The 14,719-nt window shown below is 60.2% G+C and carries 20 protein-coding genes; 15 read left to right on the plus strand and 5 right to left on the minus strand.

Going from position 1 to position 14,719, the window contains the following annotated elements:
• Positions 1 to 529: 529 nt before the first annotated feature.
• Positions 530 to 1,405: a LysR family transcriptional regulator gene (locus Q2M23_RS23315; RefSeq protein ID WP_316397172.1), complete on the minus strand. Its 876-nt coding sequence runs from the start codon at positions 1,403 to 1,405 to the stop codon at positions 530 to 532.
• 101 nt (positions 1,406 to 1,506) lie between these two features.
• Between Q2M23_RS23315 and Q2M23_RS23320 the strand changes: the two genes are divergently transcribed.
• From Q2M23_RS23320 to Q2M23_RS23335, 4 genes are all read left to right on the plus strand, one after another.
• On the plus strand, positions 1,507 to 2,628 hold the full coding sequence (locus Q2M23_RS23320) for an alkene reductase (protein WP_316397173.1): 1,122 nt from the start codon (positions 1,507 to 1,509) through the stop codon (positions 2,626 to 2,628).
• Between the two features lie 82 nt (positions 2,629 to 2,710).
• Complete coding sequence (locus Q2M23_RS23325) at positions 2,711 to 3,703, plus strand: polysaccharide deacetylase family protein (RefSeq protein ID WP_316397174.1); 993 nt, start codon at positions 2,711 to 2,713, stop codon at positions 3,701 to 3,703.
• 430 nt (positions 3,704 to 4,133) lie between these two features.
• Entirely contained in the window at positions 4,134 to 4,781 is a 648-nt protein-coding gene (locus tag Q2M23_RS23330) for an SDR family oxidoreductase (RefSeq protein WP_316397191.1), read from the plus strand.
• A gap of 18 nt (positions 4,782 to 4,799) precedes the next feature.
• Positions 4,800 to 5,741 (plus strand): alpha/beta hydrolase, encoded by a 942-nt coding sequence (locus tag Q2M23_RS23335; RefSeq protein WP_316397175.1) that lies wholly within the window; start codon positions 4,800 to 4,802, stop codon positions 5,739 to 5,741.
• Here Q2M23_RS23335 and Q2M23_RS23340 read toward each other — a convergent pair whose 3' ends face one another.
• Entirely contained in the window at positions 5,742 to 6,635 is an 894-nt protein-coding gene (locus tag Q2M23_RS23340) for a LysR family transcriptional regulator (protein WP_316397176.1), read from the minus strand.
• A gap of 73 nt (positions 6,636 to 6,708) precedes the next feature.
• On the opposite strand from Q2M23_RS23340, the gene Q2M23_RS23345 reads away from it, so the two are divergent.
• On the plus strand, positions 6,709 to 7,485 hold the full coding sequence (locus tag Q2M23_RS23345; protein ID WP_316397177.1) for an MBL fold metallo-hydrolase: 777 nt from the start codon (positions 6,709 to 6,711) through the stop codon (positions 7,483 to 7,485).
• Between the two features lie 368 nt (positions 7,486 to 7,853).
• Here the strand turns inward: Q2M23_RS23345 and Q2M23_RS23350 are convergent, their stop codons facing one another.
• On the minus strand, positions 7,854 to 8,303 hold the full coding sequence (locus Q2M23_RS23350; protein ID WP_316397178.1) for a recombinase family protein: 450 nt from the start codon (positions 8,301 to 8,303) through the stop codon (positions 7,854 to 7,856).
• A 223-nt stretch (positions 8,304 to 8,526) separates the two neighbouring features.
• Here Q2M23_RS23350 and Q2M23_RS23355 point away from each other — a divergent pair, with 223 nt between their 5' ends.
• The 7 genes from Q2M23_RS23355 (at position 8,527) to Q2M23_RS23380 (ending at position 10,608) form a co-directional block, all read left to right on the plus strand.
• Entirely contained in the window at positions 8,527 to 8,730 is a 204-nt protein-coding gene (locus Q2M23_RS23355; protein WP_316397179.1) for a YqaE/Pmp3 family membrane protein, read from the plus strand.
• On the plus strand, positions 8,727 to 9,236 hold the full coding sequence (locus tag Q2M23_RS23360) for a hypothetical protein (protein WP_316397180.1): 510 nt from the start codon (positions 8,727 to 8,729) through the stop codon (positions 9,234 to 9,236). Before Q2M23_RS23355 ends, Q2M23_RS23360 begins: the two co-directional genes overlap by 4 nt.
• Positions 9,218 to 9,457: a hypothetical protein gene (locus tag Q2M23_RS23365; RefSeq protein ID WP_316397181.1), complete on the plus strand. Its 240-nt coding sequence runs from the start codon at positions 9,218 to 9,220 to the stop codon at positions 9,455 to 9,457. The genes Q2M23_RS23360 and Q2M23_RS23365 overlap by 19 nt, the downstream gene beginning before the upstream one ends.
• 229 nt (positions 9,458 to 9,686) lie before the next feature.
• Positions 9,687 to 9,794, plus strand: coding sequence for a hypothetical protein (locus Q2M23_RS44060; protein ID WP_410469756.1), 108 nt, complete (start codon positions 9,687 to 9,689; stop codon positions 9,792 to 9,794).
• Positions 9,795 to 9,884: 90 nt separating this feature from the next.
• Positions 9,885 to 10,091 (plus strand): hypothetical protein, encoded by a 207-nt coding sequence (locus Q2M23_RS23370; protein WP_316397182.1) that lies wholly within the window; start codon positions 9,885 to 9,887, stop codon positions 10,089 to 10,091.
• Between the two features lie 101 nt (positions 10,092 to 10,192).
• Positions 10,193 to 10,405 (plus strand): hypothetical protein, encoded by a 213-nt coding sequence (locus tag Q2M23_RS23375; protein WP_316397183.1) that lies wholly within the window; start codon positions 10,193 to 10,195, stop codon positions 10,403 to 10,405.
• 8 nt (positions 10,406 to 10,413) lie between these two features.
• Entirely contained in the window at positions 10,414 to 10,608 is a 195-nt protein-coding gene (locus Q2M23_RS23380) for a hypothetical protein (protein ID WP_316397184.1), read from the plus strand.
• Here Q2M23_RS23380 and Q2M23_RS44065 read toward each other — a convergent pair.
• Positions 10,520 to 10,723, minus strand: coding sequence for a zf-TFIIB domain-containing protein (locus tag Q2M23_RS44065; RefSeq protein WP_410469755.1), 204 nt, complete (start codon positions 10,721 to 10,723; stop codon positions 10,520 to 10,522). The two genes, Q2M23_RS23380 and Q2M23_RS44065, sit on opposite strands and share 89 nt — an antisense overlap.
• Positions 10,724 to 10,765: 42 nt before the next feature.
• Entirely contained in the window at positions 10,766 to 11,137 is a 372-nt protein-coding gene (locus tag Q2M23_RS23385; RefSeq protein WP_316397185.1) for a response regulator, read from the minus strand.
• Positions 11,138 to 11,618: 481 nt separating this feature from the next.
• Here Q2M23_RS23385 and Q2M23_RS23390 point away from each other — a divergent pair, with 481 nt between their 5' ends.
• From Q2M23_RS23390 to Q2M23_RS23400, 3 genes are read left to right on the plus strand one after another with little or no spacing between them, the layout of a single operon-like run.
• Positions 11,619 to 11,813 (plus strand): hypothetical protein, encoded by a 195-nt coding sequence (locus tag Q2M23_RS23390; protein WP_316397186.1) that lies wholly within the window; start codon positions 11,619 to 11,621, stop codon positions 11,811 to 11,813.
• A complete protein-coding gene (locus Q2M23_RS23395) occupies positions 11,813 to 13,696 on the plus strand; it encodes a hypothetical protein (RefSeq protein WP_316397192.1) in 1,884 nt (627 codons plus the stop codon). Before Q2M23_RS23390 ends, Q2M23_RS23395 begins: the two co-directional genes overlap by 1 nt.
• A complete protein-coding gene (locus Q2M23_RS23400; protein WP_410469757.1) occupies positions 13,657 to 14,430 on the plus strand; it encodes an RCC1 domain-containing protein in 774 nt (257 codons plus the stop codon). Before Q2M23_RS23395 ends, Q2M23_RS23400 begins: the two co-directional genes overlap by 40 nt.
• Positions 14,431 to 14,719: the final 289 nt, after the last annotated feature.

Here is a 14,719-nt window from a genome sequence, read left to right on the forward strand (position 1 = left end):
CATCGGGGAGGGCCTTCCGGACTTGCTGGATGAGGCCCACGCGCGTTCGTCCGCCGACCAACCATGACCGCGACAGCTCCGCCAGGCCGCACAGCGTTGTGGCCGCGCGGCGTGATTTACCGATGGCGTCCGAAGGACGCACGAGATGCGTGTTGGCGTTTTGCTGATGAGTAGGTCGGTGTTTTGTTGTGCGCCAGGCTGTCAGATGCGTCGTTAAAAGCGTTTTTGATAGTTACGAGGGGGAGCGGCGGTGTCGATATGAAATCGACTTTAATCGATGCTAGGCTTTCCAACCCTCATGCCTAAGCTAGGACGCTTCTTTCTTCCCTTCAAGAGGAAAAGGAAAAATCATCAGTCACCAACCTTTCGCCAGCGCCTGCCAGCCTCGGTGTTGGAAATCCCTCGCGAGCTTCCATGAGTGTCATTCGGCGCACTATTTGTTACCTTATCTGCGTCGAAGGTTGCCCCCGGAATCGACCGTTCGCGGTTGGCACGCTGTTGGTCGAGCAGGTTGGTTGAGCCGGAAAATTTAGGATCGCAGCGCCGCCATCAGGTGATCCACAAAAACTCGTACCTTCGGGAGGACCTGGCGCGCGGTCGGAAAGACAGCCCAGATCGACAGCTCGCGAGGCACTCCATCTTCCAGATGGATCGGCACCAGCCGTCCAGCCTCAACCTCGGGTCTGATGTCCCAGTCAGACAAAACCGTCAGCCCTGTGCCCCCGACGCACGCTTCGTGTGAGCCCTCAATGCTGTTTGACGAGCATCGACCTTCGACCTTGACCATCCGCTCCTTTTCTCCCATTTGGAACGGCCAATGATTGACGCCGGACAGGGTGATGCAGTCGTGATTGGCAAGGTCGGCAACGGTGCGTGGTGTTCCGTGTCGCTCGATATAGGCCGGCGCGGCGCATAGGATGCGTTGGTTCGGAGCGAGCCGCCGAGCCACGAGCGTTGAGTCGCGAAGTTGTGCGATGCGGATGCCGACATCCATGCCTCGTCCGACCAGATCGGTGATGCCGTCCGTGATCTCGATGTCGATCGATAGGGCGGGGTTCTCCTCAAGCAGGCGCGGGACGATAGGCATGATAATCTTTCGGCCGAATGCCGCAGCCGCCGTCACCCTGAGAAGCCCGGTCGCGCCCTGATCACTTGGCGCCAGCGCGGCGCGACCTGCCTCCGCAGTTTCCACCATACTCGTCGCGTAGGACAGGAAGGCTTCGCCCTCGGCCGTCAGAGAAACCGAGCGAGTTGAGCGGTGCATCAGCCGCACGCCAAGTTCGTCCTCAAGTGCGAGCAGCCGGCGAGACGCGGCCATGGGGGTGATTTTCAGCCGCCGGGCGGCTGCCGCAAGGCTTCCCGCGGAATAAGCCTGCACGAAGATGTTCAGAGCGTCGATGTCCATAGGGCTATATAACAGGAATCGTTATACAGGCATCTCATTTATTCCGGCTTATCGCGGATATCGTTACGACGTACATCTTGGGGGCAGAAAGGAGTTGCCCCATGGATCCCTTATTCACCCCCATCAAACTCGGCGCTCTATCGCTTAAGCATCGCGTGGTTATGCCGCCGCTCACTCGGCTCCGGTCACGCCAGCCGGGCGATGTGCCCCAGGACGTCAACGCCATCTACTACGGCCAGCGCGCCACGGAAGGCGGCCTCATCATCACTGAGGCGACCGATATCTCGCCCGCAGCCACTGGCTATGCCGGCGCCCCCGGCATCCATTCGGAGGCGCAGGTCGATGGCTGGAAGAAGGTGACCGCCGCCGTGCATGCGAGAGGCGGGGTTATCGTCAACCAGCTCTGGTACACCGGCCGTTTCTCGCACTCGTCGCTCCAGCCCGATGGCATGGCGCCGCTGGCGCCGTCCGCGATCGCGATCAACGGCAACACTAAGACCCGAACCGGCGAGGTTGTTCCCTTCGAGACGCCGCGCGAGCTCACCGAGCAGCAGATCAGCGCCATAATCGAGGACTTCGCTCGCGCCGCCGCCAACTCGAAGAAGGCGGGCTTTGACGGCGTCGAGATCCACGGCGCGAACGGATATCTGGTCGACCAGTTCCTGCGCGATGGCAGCAACAAGCGCACCGACCGGTACGGCGGCCCGATCGAGAACCGCGCGCGCTTCCTCCTCGAGGTGGTCGACGCAGTGCTGACCGTGTGGCCCGCCGATCGCGTCGGCGTCCGTATCTCACCTTTCGGGCGCGACGGTAATATGTTCGATAGCCAGGGCTTTGCGGTTTGGAATTTCGCTGCGAAAGCGCTCGGCGAGCGCGGCCTGGCTTACATCCATGTCGTCGAACCCCGGTCGGATAAGAGCAGCGATACCAGCGCGCTTGATCCGAATGCGCCCGACGCCGCGGCCGAGCTGAAGGAAATCTTCGGCGGCCCGCTGATCTCTGCCGGCGGCTATGTCGGCGATACGGCGCGCGCGACCGTGTTGAGCGGCAAGGCCGACGCGGTCGCTTTCGGCCGGCTGTTCATCGCCAACCCCGACCTTGTGAAGCGGCTTCGGCTCAATGCGCCGATGAACGCCTATCACCGTCCCACTTTCTACGGCGGTGCCGAGGCTGGCTACACCGACTACCCGACGCTCGAAGACGTCCAGCGTCAGGTCGCTTGAACCCATCAATCACAACGCACCGGTAAGGCGAGCGTCGTCCTGAGAGGATTCGCTCGCGACCGGGCTCACCAGGAGAAGAACTATGACCCGTCGTGAATTGCTTACGAGTGCTGGCGCCGTTGCCGCGGCAGCAGCGATCCCGGCTGTGGCGCAAGCGCAGTCTGGGGTGACCGAAGGCGCCGCTGGCGCCGGGGCCTTCTGGCCGAACGGTGCGCGGCTCGCGATCAGCATGTCGCTGATGTACGAAGGTGGTGGCCAGCCGATCTCCGGCGCGCCGGGCGTCATTCCCGAGCCCATCCGGAACGGCCTGCCGGACATGCCGACCAACGGTGTCTTCCAGTACGGCATCTATGAGGGCACGCCGCGCTTGCTCGACTTGTTCGACAAGCACGGCGCCAAGGTCACCGCGTTCATGATCGGCCAGGCGGTCGACAAGGATCCGGCGCTGGCGAAGGAAGTCGTCCGCCGTGGCCACGAGGCGGCCGCTCACGGCCGCACCTGGTCCGCGAGCTACGACATGAGCCCGGCCGACGAGCGGCAGTTCATCATCGACAACATGAAGAGCATCGAGCGCGCAACCGGGCAAACGCCGAAGGGGTGGAGCGCTTACTGGGTGCGCAACAGCCCACACACGCTCGACATCCTCAAGAACCTTGGCTTCACCTACTACTTGGACGAAGCGAGCATGGACCAGCCGTTCATCCTTCCGGTAAAGGGCGGCGACTTCGTCACCGTGCCGTACACCTTCCACATGAACGACATCGTCTCGTTCCCGTTCGAGGGCTACAACCCGGCCGCCTACGAGCAGGCGCTGAAGGACGAATTCGACCAGCTCTACGAGGAAGGCGCGACCAAGCGTCGAATGATGGTGATGGCGCTCCATGACCGCATCTCTGGTCACGCCAATCGCGTGCGCGTCCTCGATCGCTTTTTCACTTACGTGAAGAGCAAGCCAGGCGTCTGGTTCGCTCGCAAGGATGAGATCGCTGACTGGGCGATGAAGACCCGCAACATCACGCCGTATCTCGACCGCGGCCCGGTCCAGAAAACCGGTCTGTCAGGACCGTCTGCCTGATTGTCGACCTGCTCGGCCGGCACTTCCCGGCCGAGCTTCGCAATTACATTGAAGGACCTGACAAATGCACAAGTTCCGTACACTTTCCATTTTGCTGCTGGCTGGAGCCATGTTGGCGGGCGCGAACGTCAGGCCCTGATCTGGCGATGGCGACGTGCTTCCGCACTCCGTTCGTGTGAGCGATGGCAGGACCTGGCGCTACCTTGATGTCGATTGATCCTTCACCCGCCCTGTGCATTTTTGCGCAGCCGTTGCTGAGTTACTCCGAATTTCCGGGAGTCGGTTTGCGGTCTATCTCGAGAGGAAAGATCGAAAGGAAATGGACATGAGCGGGAATATCACAGGCAAGATCATCCTCATCCTTGGTGGAGCCGGCGGCATCGGTTCAGCGGCAGCGCGCGACCTCGCGAGCTAGCGCGCCAGGGTCGCGATCGCGGACATCGATGAGGAACGGATGGTTGCCGTTGTCGACGACATTGTTCGGTCGAACGGGTCTGCGCAGTGCTATCACGTCGACGTGACCAACAAGGATCTCGTGCGCGACGTGGTGGACCGGGTCGTCGCGGATTTCGGCAAGATCGACGTGCTGATCAACGCAGCTGGGATCATGCTGATCAGGCCGTTGACCGAGATCAACACCCGCGAGTGGGAAACCACCATCGACCTAAATCTGAAGGGTACGCTCGGGGGCGTTGCGGCGGTGCTTCCGGTGTTCCTGAAGCAGAAGAGCGGCCACATCATCAATCTCGGCTCGGTCCATGGCCTGAAGGTTTTCTCGCCCGGCGGCGCCGTGCATTCGGCGTCGAAATACGCGATCCGCGCCTTCTCAGAAGGCCTACGCGCCGAACTCGCGGAGACTTCGATCCGAGTCACGACGGTTACGCCAGGCGCGGTCGACACAGGTATCCAGAACAAGACGACCGGTGCCGACAGTGAGCGGATGCTCGAAATCTACAAAAAAGCCATCCCGGCGAGCGCAGTGTCGCGCGCGATTGCCTTCGCGATCGAGCAGCCGGCGGCGGTCGATATCAATGAGATCGTGTGCGACCCACGGCTCAGGTCATTTGAGATCGCCTAGGTCGGAAGGAGACAGTATATGAAGAAGATCGTTGCACTCGCGATGGCCGCAATGCTTGTATTTGGCAAAGCGGCACAGGCCCAGGTCATGCCTTCAACTTCAGCTACCACCACCTATCATCATGCTCTGGTTGACGGAATCCGCGTCTTCTACCGCGAGGCCGGCCCGAAGGGCGCGCCAACGATCGTCTTGCTGCATGGCTTTCCGTCGTCGTCGCGGATGTTCGACACGCTCATTCCGTTACTCGCGTCCCACTACCATTTGATCGCGCCGGACTATCCCGGATTTGGTCAGAGCGAATCGCCGTCACCCGCGAAGTATCGCTACACCTTCGATCATCTTGCCGAGACGACGAACCGGCTGCTCGAGCAGCTCAACATCGGTCGCTACGTCCTTTACATGCAGGACTACGGCGGTCCGGTTGGCTTCCGCATCTTGGTGCAGCATCCTGACCGGGTGAGCGCGATCGTCGTTCAGAACGCCAATGCCTATAAGGAGGGGCTCGGCCCGAAGTGGGCCGGGATAGCGCAGTATTGGGCTGATCCGAAGGCGCATACGGAAATCTTCCAGGCCTTCTCGTCGCTCGAAGGCGCCAAGCAGCGGCACATCGCCGGCAGCCCGCATCCGGAGCGCTACAATCCTGACACCTGGACCGACGAATACGCCATTCTATCCCGGCCGGACGAGCAGGAGACTCAGGCCGATCTCCTCTACGACTATCAGACGAATGTAGCGTCCTACCCCGAATGGCAGGCTTGGCTCCGCGCGCACAAGCCGCCGACGATGGTGCTATGGGGCAAGTACGATGTCTCGTTCATCGTCCCGGGTGCCGAGGCTTACAGACGCGATGTGCCGGAGGCCGAGGTGCATATCTTGGACGCTGGTCACTTCGCCCTTGATGAAAAGGTCGACGAGATCGCCGACCTGATGCTTCGCTTTCTGTCAAAGCAGAAGCTCTGATCAGTTCGGGCGCTCGAAGAGGTCGCGCTCGCGTTCGAAAATCTTCTGGAGATGATCCGTTACCATGCGCGTCGGGAGGTCTTTTTTGTCCTGCCGACGCGTCACCATCCAGATCCCGCGCGCCGGTGGATTGTGTTTCAATACGCAGAGCTTGAGGGCGGGGTCGGCTTTGCCGACGAAGTAGGGCAGTAGCGCGAGTCCCGCGCCCTCCCGCGCCGCGACGGCCTGGGTCATGTGGCTGTATGCCCGAAACGACATCCGCCCGTTGGGGAAATGATGGGTGAGCCACGCCGCCTCCGGTAAGTGCGCGTTTGCCTCGTCGAAGCCAACGAATATCGGGTCGCTTCCTTCGGTGATTCTTTGGCAGCTTTCTTCGGTGCCGTAGAACCCAAAGCCAAGCTCCACGAGGGGCTTGGCGATGACGTCTCCGTCCTCCGGTCTCGCTAGCCTCAAGGCAATGTCCGTCTCGCGACGCTCCAAGCTGACCGATCGCATGTCGGTCGCCACGTCGATGTCGAGCCCTGGGTGCTCAATCGAGAGGTGCGCGAGTCGCCGCACGAGGAAGGCTTGAGCGAGGCTTGGTGGCGCATTTACGCGCACGAGACCCTTTGGTCGATCGTCCTCGCCGCCGCGGCTGAGGATCGCCGCCGAAGCTTCCATGTCGTTTGCCGGGCCGATCGCCCTCGTGCCGGCCGGCGTCAGCACGTAGCCGTCCGGTCGTCGCTCTATCAGCTTTTCGCCGAGCGATGCTTCCAGGGTTTGAATGCGTCGCGACACCGTCGCATGGTTGATCCCCAGAGATCGCGCCGCAGCTGACAGGCTCCCGAAGCGAGCGATAGCGAGAAAGACCCGAACGTCCTCCCAATCCAGTGTTGTGCGTTTTTGATCAGCCATTGCGCAGGATTATCGAATTTTTCGGCAGCGCGCATCTGCCTAATTGGAGGGGCAAGCTTTCAGGAGGCAGACAATGACGAATTCCGAACTCACCTTGACCCTCATCGGCGGACCGACGGTCCTCATCGAATATGATGGCATGCGGCTTCTCACCGATCCGACCTTTGATCCCCCGGGAGAATACAAGGGCGCACACAGCCCGGTTGTTCACAAAAAGACATCTGGCCCGGCGATCACAGTCGATCAAGTCGGTCCGCTGGATGCGGTGCTTCTTAGCCATGACCACCATTTCGACAATCTGGACAACGCCGGCCGCGCCTTGTTGCCCAAGGTCGGGGCGACTTACACGACGAGCTCCGGCGCCGAGCGGTTGGGCGGCAACGCCTTGGGGTTCGCACCGTTTGAAACGCGCACGCTTGAATGCAAAAACGGAAAGCGGCTGTTCGTGACGGCGACGCCAGCGCGGCACGGTCCTGTCGGTATCGATGTCGGCGATGTCGTTGGCTTCGCGCTCGGTGTCAAAGAGCCTGGCGATCTTCTCTACATCACCGGCGACACGTTGTGGTTCAGCGGGACCGAAGAGGTCTCGCGGCGGTTTTCGCCGAAGGTCATCATCCTCTTCACCGGGGCCGCCGAACCGCGCGGTCGGTTCCATATGACAATGGGCAGTGAGGATGCGCTTGAAGCAGCCGCTGCGTTTCCGAAAGCCGCGCTGCTGTCCGTGCATAATGAAGGGTGGGGTCACCTGAAAGAGGATCAAGATCAACTTGCCCACGTCTTTGCGACGTTCAATCTCCCTGACCGTTTGACACGCTTCGATAAAGGAAGGCCTGTTGCCTTTGCAGTCTAAAGTGTCATTCGGCGCGCTATTTGCCCCTACGAAAAGCTGCCAAAAGTGGCCACCGAGATTGTGCTCACCGTGCTCGCCTACATGAAGCTCCCGGTTGCCGCTGAGACGACACGAGGCCACTCCAAGAGGCCCAGCGCCGTAAAGTGCGTCGGAGCGCCCCAAGTCGCGGGATTTTCACACGACCTGGTCAGAAGCGGAAATAATCGCAATGAGCACATCTCATCTCCTTGCAACCGTCGCGAAAGAACTGTCTAAGTCTCGCTGTTGACAGGCCTCAGCCGAGAGATGGTTGAGCAACTGACATCAAAGTCCTTGGCGATGGTCTGCTGCGTTTCGCCTGCCGCTCGTCGGGCGAGCGCGGCCTGGCGTTATGCCAAAGTAAGCTTCGGCTTTCGTCCAAACCTCACGCCATTCTGGCGGGCGTGTTCTCGTCCAGCAGTGGTGCGCCTCACGATATCATCCCGCGTCTTGCGAGCGATGTAGCCAACCAACGCCGCCAGCACCTCACCAAGTTCGGTTGTGGTGTCGGCCCACGGCTCGGCGAGAGATCTGTAGCGAGCTCCGCGGGAGGTGATCTCGTCAAGGATGCTGAGCATCCTGAACGGTCCGCCACGCGTCAGTCGATCGAGCGCGGGTAGGATGACGGTATCGCCTTGGTGCAGCCGGCGCAGCAACCTTGCCAACTCGCGACGATCGTCTTTTAGACCGCTTTGCTTCTCGCAAAGAATCCTCTCGCAACCCGCAGCCTCAAGCTGCGCTATTTGAATGTCCAGCTCCTGGCCGGACGTGCTGACGCGCGCATAACCAAAAATGGTCATTGCCGCTGCCCCGTTGCAAAACTCCTAAGTTTTGCAAGGCCGTCGACGCGGGAAGAGGAGGCCGGAAGTAAGTCGTACCTTTCCCGAGTCCGCTCAATAACTTGTGCGAACGTCTCGGGGGCGACCTTATTTTCCATCCGAGGCTGATTCTGCCCTCAGACCCTTGCATTCGTAAATCACGATTTTTGCATACAAACGGAAACCTTTTTTTGAGGGATTTCCGATGATTGCCGTTGCGATCCTGTTGCCTTGGCTGGCGCTCTTCATGCGTGGCCGTGTCGTTCAAGGCATTCTCTGCCTCATCCTCCAGATCACTGTCATCGGCTGGATACCGGCCGCCATCTGGGCGCTCGTCGTCGTCAACAACGACAACCAGGAACGCCGTCACCGGGAGATGCTTGACGCGGTGCGGGGAGGTCGATCGTGAGGCTATTCCTCGTCGCCTTACTGATGGCGGTCGCCAGCACCGCATTCGCCGACAAGCTGTTGCCGCCGGTCCGCATCGAACAGGAAGCGTTCGCGTGCCTCGACATCAACGCGGTGAAGTATCACGAACAGCTCGTGCAGAACGGCCAGACCGAACAGGTCGATAAGATGCACGGGCTTTACCATCTCACGGAGGGCTGCCTCTTCCCGCACCCCGGGCAGTACATGTTTTACGAGGGCTACGATGCGACCAGCAAAGGCGCGTTCGTCTGCCTGCGACAGCGGCCTGGTTCGGATTGCTATTGGGTGAAACGCACCGCCATCGGCGAAGTGCCGACGATGTATCCCGGTCGCAAGCTGACGGACAGCAACAAGGGGCCTGCTCCGCCTGGGAGCAAATGGTCAAGCGGTCGAAGGAAGCCGATAAGGCGATTTACGCGCGGTTTAAAGACAATTAGCCGTCCGGTGACGGCAACCCGGTCAGCGAGATGGCGCAGGGCATGGTGACCGGCATGCTTGGCATGGTCACGGGCGGGCCTGACAGCCACAAGGCCCGGAGCCTGAACCTGTGCGAGTACAACCTGCTGTCGGCGCAGCAAGAGGCCCGCAGGCTCACGGCCTACGATTGGTGCCCGCAGCTCATCGCGCCCGACAAGCTCGCGGCGGAAAAGAATGGCTACCGCTCCGACGTCGCCGAAATCGCCAACTCCTGCCTGGGGAATCGCTGATGCGGAGAGAGCCACTAGCATTGGCGATACTGACGGCGTTGTCACTGGGCGCGTGCCAGGACTACGGCACGGATGAGCGTTTGCAGGCGGCCGCCGACATCGTCGGCGCCGAGTACGGGCTTAGGGCAAATCACCTGGAAGTGTCGTTCGACAAGCGCGACGCCAATACTCTGGTCGTGTCCAGCAAGCGCGGCCCCTACAAACGGTATGAGCTGCGGGAGCCGGAGCGCTGCACGCGTGGGTTGAGCCGGTTTTTACCGCGGAGATCGAATACCGCGACGTCACCTCCGAAGGCCTGCTGCGCGCCAGCTCATTCAAAGGTTTATCTCGCAAATAACCTAGGTTGTGGCCGCAACTCTCATCGTAACCTACGCTGCTTGAAAATGTGGAGAGCAACGACGCTCCCGCTTCAGACCAGGAGCGCGTCATGACCAAAAAGCGAAATCGGGCCAGGCAAACCACATCGCTACAGGACCGCTTGGCTGCGTTTGCAAAAGATATGGCTCAAATGGCCGCGACGATGCCGGCAGGCGTCGAGCGGGACAGTCTGCTGAAGCGAGCTCGCACAGCGGAGATCGCGGCGGACATTGACGATTGGGTTTCTTCGGCTGGGCTGCAGCCGCCGACGCGATAGGGCTTGGAGCTTCTCCTCCTCCAGGTTCTCGAAGGGCCTCTGTATCCGGCGGGGGCCCTTCCGCTTTAGGAACGAGGCTCTTTGCCCAGCGTTTAAGCTGCATGAGTGAGAGTGTTCCTGTCCTTGTTGAAAACGCGGTCCAGATCGCTTGGGACTTTCTTGAGCGCAGCGGCGAGATCACCGACTGCTATGAGACCAGTCAATTCCTCGTCAGGACGATCGGCAAAATGGCGCTCGCTGGAGAACGCCGTCAGCTCATGCTCGCCAACCGCGCGATTGACGCTTACCGGCAAAGCAAGCTTAAGGCTGCCTGATAAACCCGATGAACACGTTCGACCCGGAAGTACCCTGTCGCGTGCACGATGGCCTCAACGACGAGTTTATCGAATGGGAGCCGCAATGTGCGCCCCTGTACCATGACTACGGCGTCAAGCAGGAGGAGGGGGTCGTCGCTTGGGACGGGCTGTTGTTGGATGGTTGGATGCCGATTCCTCATCAGCATCCCGGCGGTCACTAGGCGGCTTGACCTCACCGATCTCGACGCGGTCGCACTCCATGCATTGGAACACGCGCTCGCCTGAGCTGAGCACGGTGACGAGCCTAAGGCTCGCTTGGCATTTTGGGCACGTCATTCTTCTAATTACCGTACTGAACCGGAATCGTTTCAGGACGGCCTAGAAAAACATCAGCCCGGCAACATCGGCGACTTTAGACGCCAGGCTTCGGACCGCCTCCAGGCAGTCGCTGGGCTTGGTGACGATGGTCAGGCGCGAGTACCGCGTCGGCAGGGTATTTCGGTCGTATCCCGTATAGATGGTGACCGGGATGTTTTGCGACAGAAGTTTGTCCAAGAGTGGATAGACCTTCGAACCGCCTAAATTGATGTCGAGCAGGGCGCCATCGATGTCATCCGGCATACCAGCGATCGCGTCGGCGACGGTGCGAAAGGGGCCCACGACGGCGAATCCTTCGCTTCGTGCGGCCTTAGCGCAATCGTCGGCAATGAAATACTCGTCTTCGACGATGAGGATCTTGCGTTTTGCCATGAGTGTCACTTCGAAGAACAAACGCACCCCGCGAGTGTAAGCTCCTGATCCGGAATCCGCCAGCGTTGAGAGTGATTTGACGTTTTGACAGATGGCCAAAGGTTCAGCCCGTCTTGCCCTCGACATTAGCGAGCAAATGGCGGCTGCAAAGGTCGGTAATCCGCCTAGGCTGTTTCATAACAACGACACGGATGGTGGCGCTTTGGGCAGCTGCGTTGTCTGTATGACCCCGCGGTCACATAGTGACGGTGGGGATTAGTAACCCCGCTACGAATGGCAGGCACCGCCAGTAAGGTGCTGTTTGTGAATGGACACAAACGCTCGGCCTATGGCCGGGTGGCGGTGTCCTGTCCAGGGCGTCAGCCTAAAGGCACTGCGCCGTTTTCGTAGACGGTTACTAACACCCGGCCACCTCTCCCTAGAGGTGGTCAACCGTGATGGAAGGACCGCCCCCGTGCGACACGTAGTTCTGGGAATCATGATGATGCTGCCGATCGCAGTGTGTACCGGAGAACCAGCGAGGCAGCGGGTCGTGATCATCTCCGATCAGCAGAAGGGTGAAGCCAGAATATTGATAGACGGCCAACCAGTGTTGCGTGTCACCAGCCAGAGCGTGATCGTCTCCGGCGACCTGGTTTTCAGCGGCACATTGCTGGATTCAGATAGCACGCGTTGATGCGCTTGCTCGGGCTGCTGCTCCTCGCTTCGCTGTGGGTGGCCCATGTGTGGGCGGCTTGCGCCAGCCCTCATGGCCAGCAGCCGGCCCTGAAATGGCAGGGCGGTGGCGAGCAGGTCTGTAACCTCAATACCTGGACGGGCCTTGTCGGAACAACCAGCAGCACGACTTGTGCGACGCCAGGAATGCGGGAAGGATTCAGCGACGGCTATGTCTACATTTGCAACGGCAGTCACTGGATCAACTATGCCACCGGCACCAGCAAGGGCGCTTGCGCTATTCCCCATCGTGTCGACTTCGCCAACGGTCACTATCGCACCTGCAACGGCAGCCAGCTTGTTCCCTGGTGCATGTCCACCGAGGGCACACTGGTCGCCAATGGCGCGGCGTTCGGTTTTGGGCCGAACGACAAGGGGCAGCTGGGCAATGGGGGGACGGCTCCATGGGCCGATGCCACCCAGGTGGTGTCCACTACCGCCATCTCGTTCACGCAAGTGACGGAGGGAACGCAGCACACCTGCGGCGTCGATGTGGACGGCAAGGCCTATTGCTGGCGTTTGAGTTCAAGCGGCCAGCTTGGATATGGCGGGACCACGCAGCAGAACTATCCGGTACGCGTGGTGTCATCCACCGCCATTTCCTTCACTCACGTTGCGGGCGGGAATGTCTTCACCTGCGGTCTCGATAAAAACTCAAAGGCCTATTGCTGGGGCTCTAGTTCAAACGGCCAGCTGGGCTATGGCGGAGCCAGCCAGCAGAATAAGCCGGTGCAGGTGGTCTCCACCACAGCCATCTCATTTGCGCAGGTTGCGGCGGGGGCCAACTCCGCGGTTGCTGTCGATATCAACGGCAACGCCTATTACTGGGGTATCAATGACTCCGGTCAGGCGGGTATCGGCGTCAGCAACAGCCAGCAGCTATATCCGGTCAAGGTGATCTCCAGCACCGCCATCTCGTTCACGCAGATTTCTACGGGTACAGCGAGCACGTGCGCGATCGATACGAACAATCAGGCCTATTGCTGGAGCTACGGTGCCGATGGTGAGCTTGGTTATGGCGGCCTCGCGCAGCAGATCTACCCGGTGAAGGTGGTCTCGACCACGGCCATCTCGTTCACGCAGGTTACATCCGGACAAAGTTTCAACTGCGGCATTGACGCTAGTGGCCGCGCCTATTGCTGGGGGTATGGGGCCAGTTATCAAATGGGTAACGGAGACAACAGCAACCAGAAATGGCCGGTGCAGGTAATCTCAGCCACCACGATTTCATACACACAGATCGCGGCCGGCAGCGTGACGGCCTGCGCGATCGATGCGAGCGGAAAGACCTATTGCTGGGGCGAGGCGTACAACGGCGAGTTGGGCGTGGCTTATCAGACCGGCACCGCGACGCCGGCCCTGGTCATTTCCACCAGTACAATTCCTTATGCCCAACTCTCTGTTGGCGGGTTCGGCGGATGCTCCGTGGATACCAACGGCGCGGCCTATTGTTGGGGCTATAACCAGTATGGTCAGATCGGTAACGGCACCAGCGCCCCCAGCGATGAAGATTTTCCGGTGCGGGTGGTCTCGACCACCGCCATTTCGTTTACCCAGGTGGCAACGGGCGGCGATACGGCCTGCGGCGTCGATATCAATAACAAGGCCTATTGCTGGGGTTACGGCAATGGCGGCCGGCTCGGTTACGGCGTCAGCGGCGTCAATCAGAGCTATCCGGTCCAGGTCATCTCTTCTACTGCCATCTCGTTCACCCAAGTTGTCCAGGGAAGAGGGGGGCAGCCTGTGCTCTTGACGTCTATGGCAGCGCTTATTGCTGGGGTCTCGGCGCCAATGGCCAGCTCGGCATTAGCAATACTGCAAACCAGTACTCTCCGGTCCTTTTGACCTCTCCCACTGGCGTGTCACTAACGCAACTCGGCGTGGGGAATAATCACGTCTGCGCCATCGACGCGAATGACAGGGCCTATTGTTGGGGTGCAGGCAGTAGCGGTCAGCTTGGCAATGGCGGCATCACCCAGCAGAACGTGCCGGTTCTGGTGGTGTCGTCTACATCTATTTCATTCACGCAGATTACTGGTGGCAACACCCACACCTGCGCGCTGGATGTAAACGGCAGGGCGTACTGCTGGGGCACGGGCAGCAGCGGCCAGATTGGTAATGGCGACACCATTCAGCAAAACTATCCAGTGCGGTTGACCTCTCCCACCGGCGTATCACTTACCTCGATTGCCGCTGGCAATGTCCATTCCTGCGCGGTTGATACCAATGGCAAAGCCTATTGCTGGGGCAATGGCAGCTACGGCAATCTCGGCGTCGGCTATACCACACCGGCGCAAAACTGGCCGCTGCTGGTGAATGCTCCGGGTGTCTCATTTACCTCAATCGCGGCCGCAGAAGCTGGTGGTAATTTTACCTGTGCCGTTGATACCGTCCACCGCACCTGGTGCTGGGGCAACGTGGGTGGCAACAGCAGCAATCCTCTAGGCAACGGCAATCCGCTGGTTCAGCCTTATCCGGTTTTAATAAACACAGTGACGCCGACGATCTCGATTCAGAAGGCTGGAAATGGCAACAGCAGCGTTGGTCTGTTCGCCGCCGTCAGCGGCAGCGGCTGCTGAGTCCAGCCGCCCTTGCTCTGGTAAGCCGTGGTCTTACGGAGGCTCAATTGTGAACTGGTTCACAAGTGTCGGGTCCGATCGCTGCTAGAGCTTCGCGCGCTGGGGGATTTCAGGGGCCCAGTAATAGGGCGCCGCCGGGACACGATATTTCGAGCCCGACGGCGTAACTTTTTTAGGCGAGGGAAAGCCCCCGCCGGAGCGATGCCCGGGCTCTAGGTGGTGTGGACTCTAAGGATTCCCTTTTGAGAGCAAATCAGATTCAAGGCTTCTTTTTGGGAGGCGGCCTTGG

This window comes from Bradyrhizobium sp. 33ap4, from assembly GCF_032654765.1.
GTDB classification, from domain to species: Bacteria; Pseudomonadota; Alphaproteobacteria; order Rhizobiales; family Xanthobacteraceae; genus Bradyrhizobium; species Bradyrhizobium australafricanum.

Coding starts and splice junctions, on each gene's coding strand:
- Q2M23_RS23315 (WP_316397172.1), bottom strand. CDS start 1,405: ATGGACATCGACGCTCTGAACATCTTCGTGCAGGCTTATTCCGCGGGA.
- Q2M23_RS23320 (WP_316397173.1), top strand. CDS start 1,507: ATGGATCCCTTATTCACCCCCATCAAACTCGGCGCTCTATCGCTTAAG.
- Q2M23_RS23325 (WP_316397174.1), top strand. CDS start 2,711: ATGACCCGTCGTGAATTGCTTACGAGTGCTGGCGCCGTTGCCGCGGCA.
- Q2M23_RS23335 (WP_316397175.1), top strand. CDS start 4,800: ATGAAGAAGATCGTTGCACTCGCGATGGCCGCAATGCTTGTATTTGGC.
- Q2M23_RS23340 (WP_316397176.1), bottom strand. CDS start 6,635: ATGGCTGATCAAAAACGCACAACACTGGATTGGGAGGACGTTCGGGTC.
- Q2M23_RS23345 (WP_316397177.1), top strand. CDS start 6,709: ATGACGAATTCCGAACTCACCTTGACCCTCATCGGCGGACCGACGGTC.
- Q2M23_RS23350 (WP_316397178.1), bottom strand. CDS start 8,303: ATGACCATTTTTGGTTATGCGCGCGTCAGCACGTCCGGCCAGGAGCTG.
- Q2M23_RS23355 (WP_316397179.1), top strand. CDS start 8,527: ATGATTGCCGTTGCGATCCTGTTGCCTTGGCTGGCGCTCTTCATGCGT.
- Q2M23_RS23365 (WP_316397181.1), top strand. CDS start 9,218: ATGGCGCAGGGCATGGTGACCGGCATGCTTGGCATGGTCACGGGCGGG.
- Q2M23_RS23370 (WP_316397182.1), top strand. CDS start 9,885: ATGACCAAAAAGCGAAATCGGGCCAGGCAAACCACATCGCTACAGGAC.
- Q2M23_RS23375 (WP_316397183.1), top strand. CDS start 10,193: ATGAGTGAGAGTGTTCCTGTCCTTGTTGAAAACGCGGTCCAGATCGCT.
- Q2M23_RS23380 (WP_316397184.1), top strand. CDS start 10,414: ATGAACACGTTCGACCCGGAAGTACCCTGTCGCGTGCACGATGGCCTC.
- Q2M23_RS44065 (WP_410469755.1), bottom strand. CDS start 10,723: ATGACGTGCCCAAAATGCCAAGCGAGCCTTAGGCTCGTCACCGTGCTC.
- Q2M23_RS23385 (WP_316397185.1), bottom strand. CDS start 11,137: ATGGCAAAACGCAAGATCCTCATCGTCGAAGACGAGTATTTCATTGCC.
- Q2M23_RS23390 (WP_316397186.1), top strand. CDS start 11,619: ATGATGCTGCCGATCGCAGTGTGTACCGGAGAACCAGCGAGGCAGCGG.
- Q2M23_RS23395 (WP_316397192.1), top strand. CDS start 11,813: ATGCGCTTGCTCGGGCTGCTGCTCCTCGCTTCGCTGTGGGTGGCCCAT.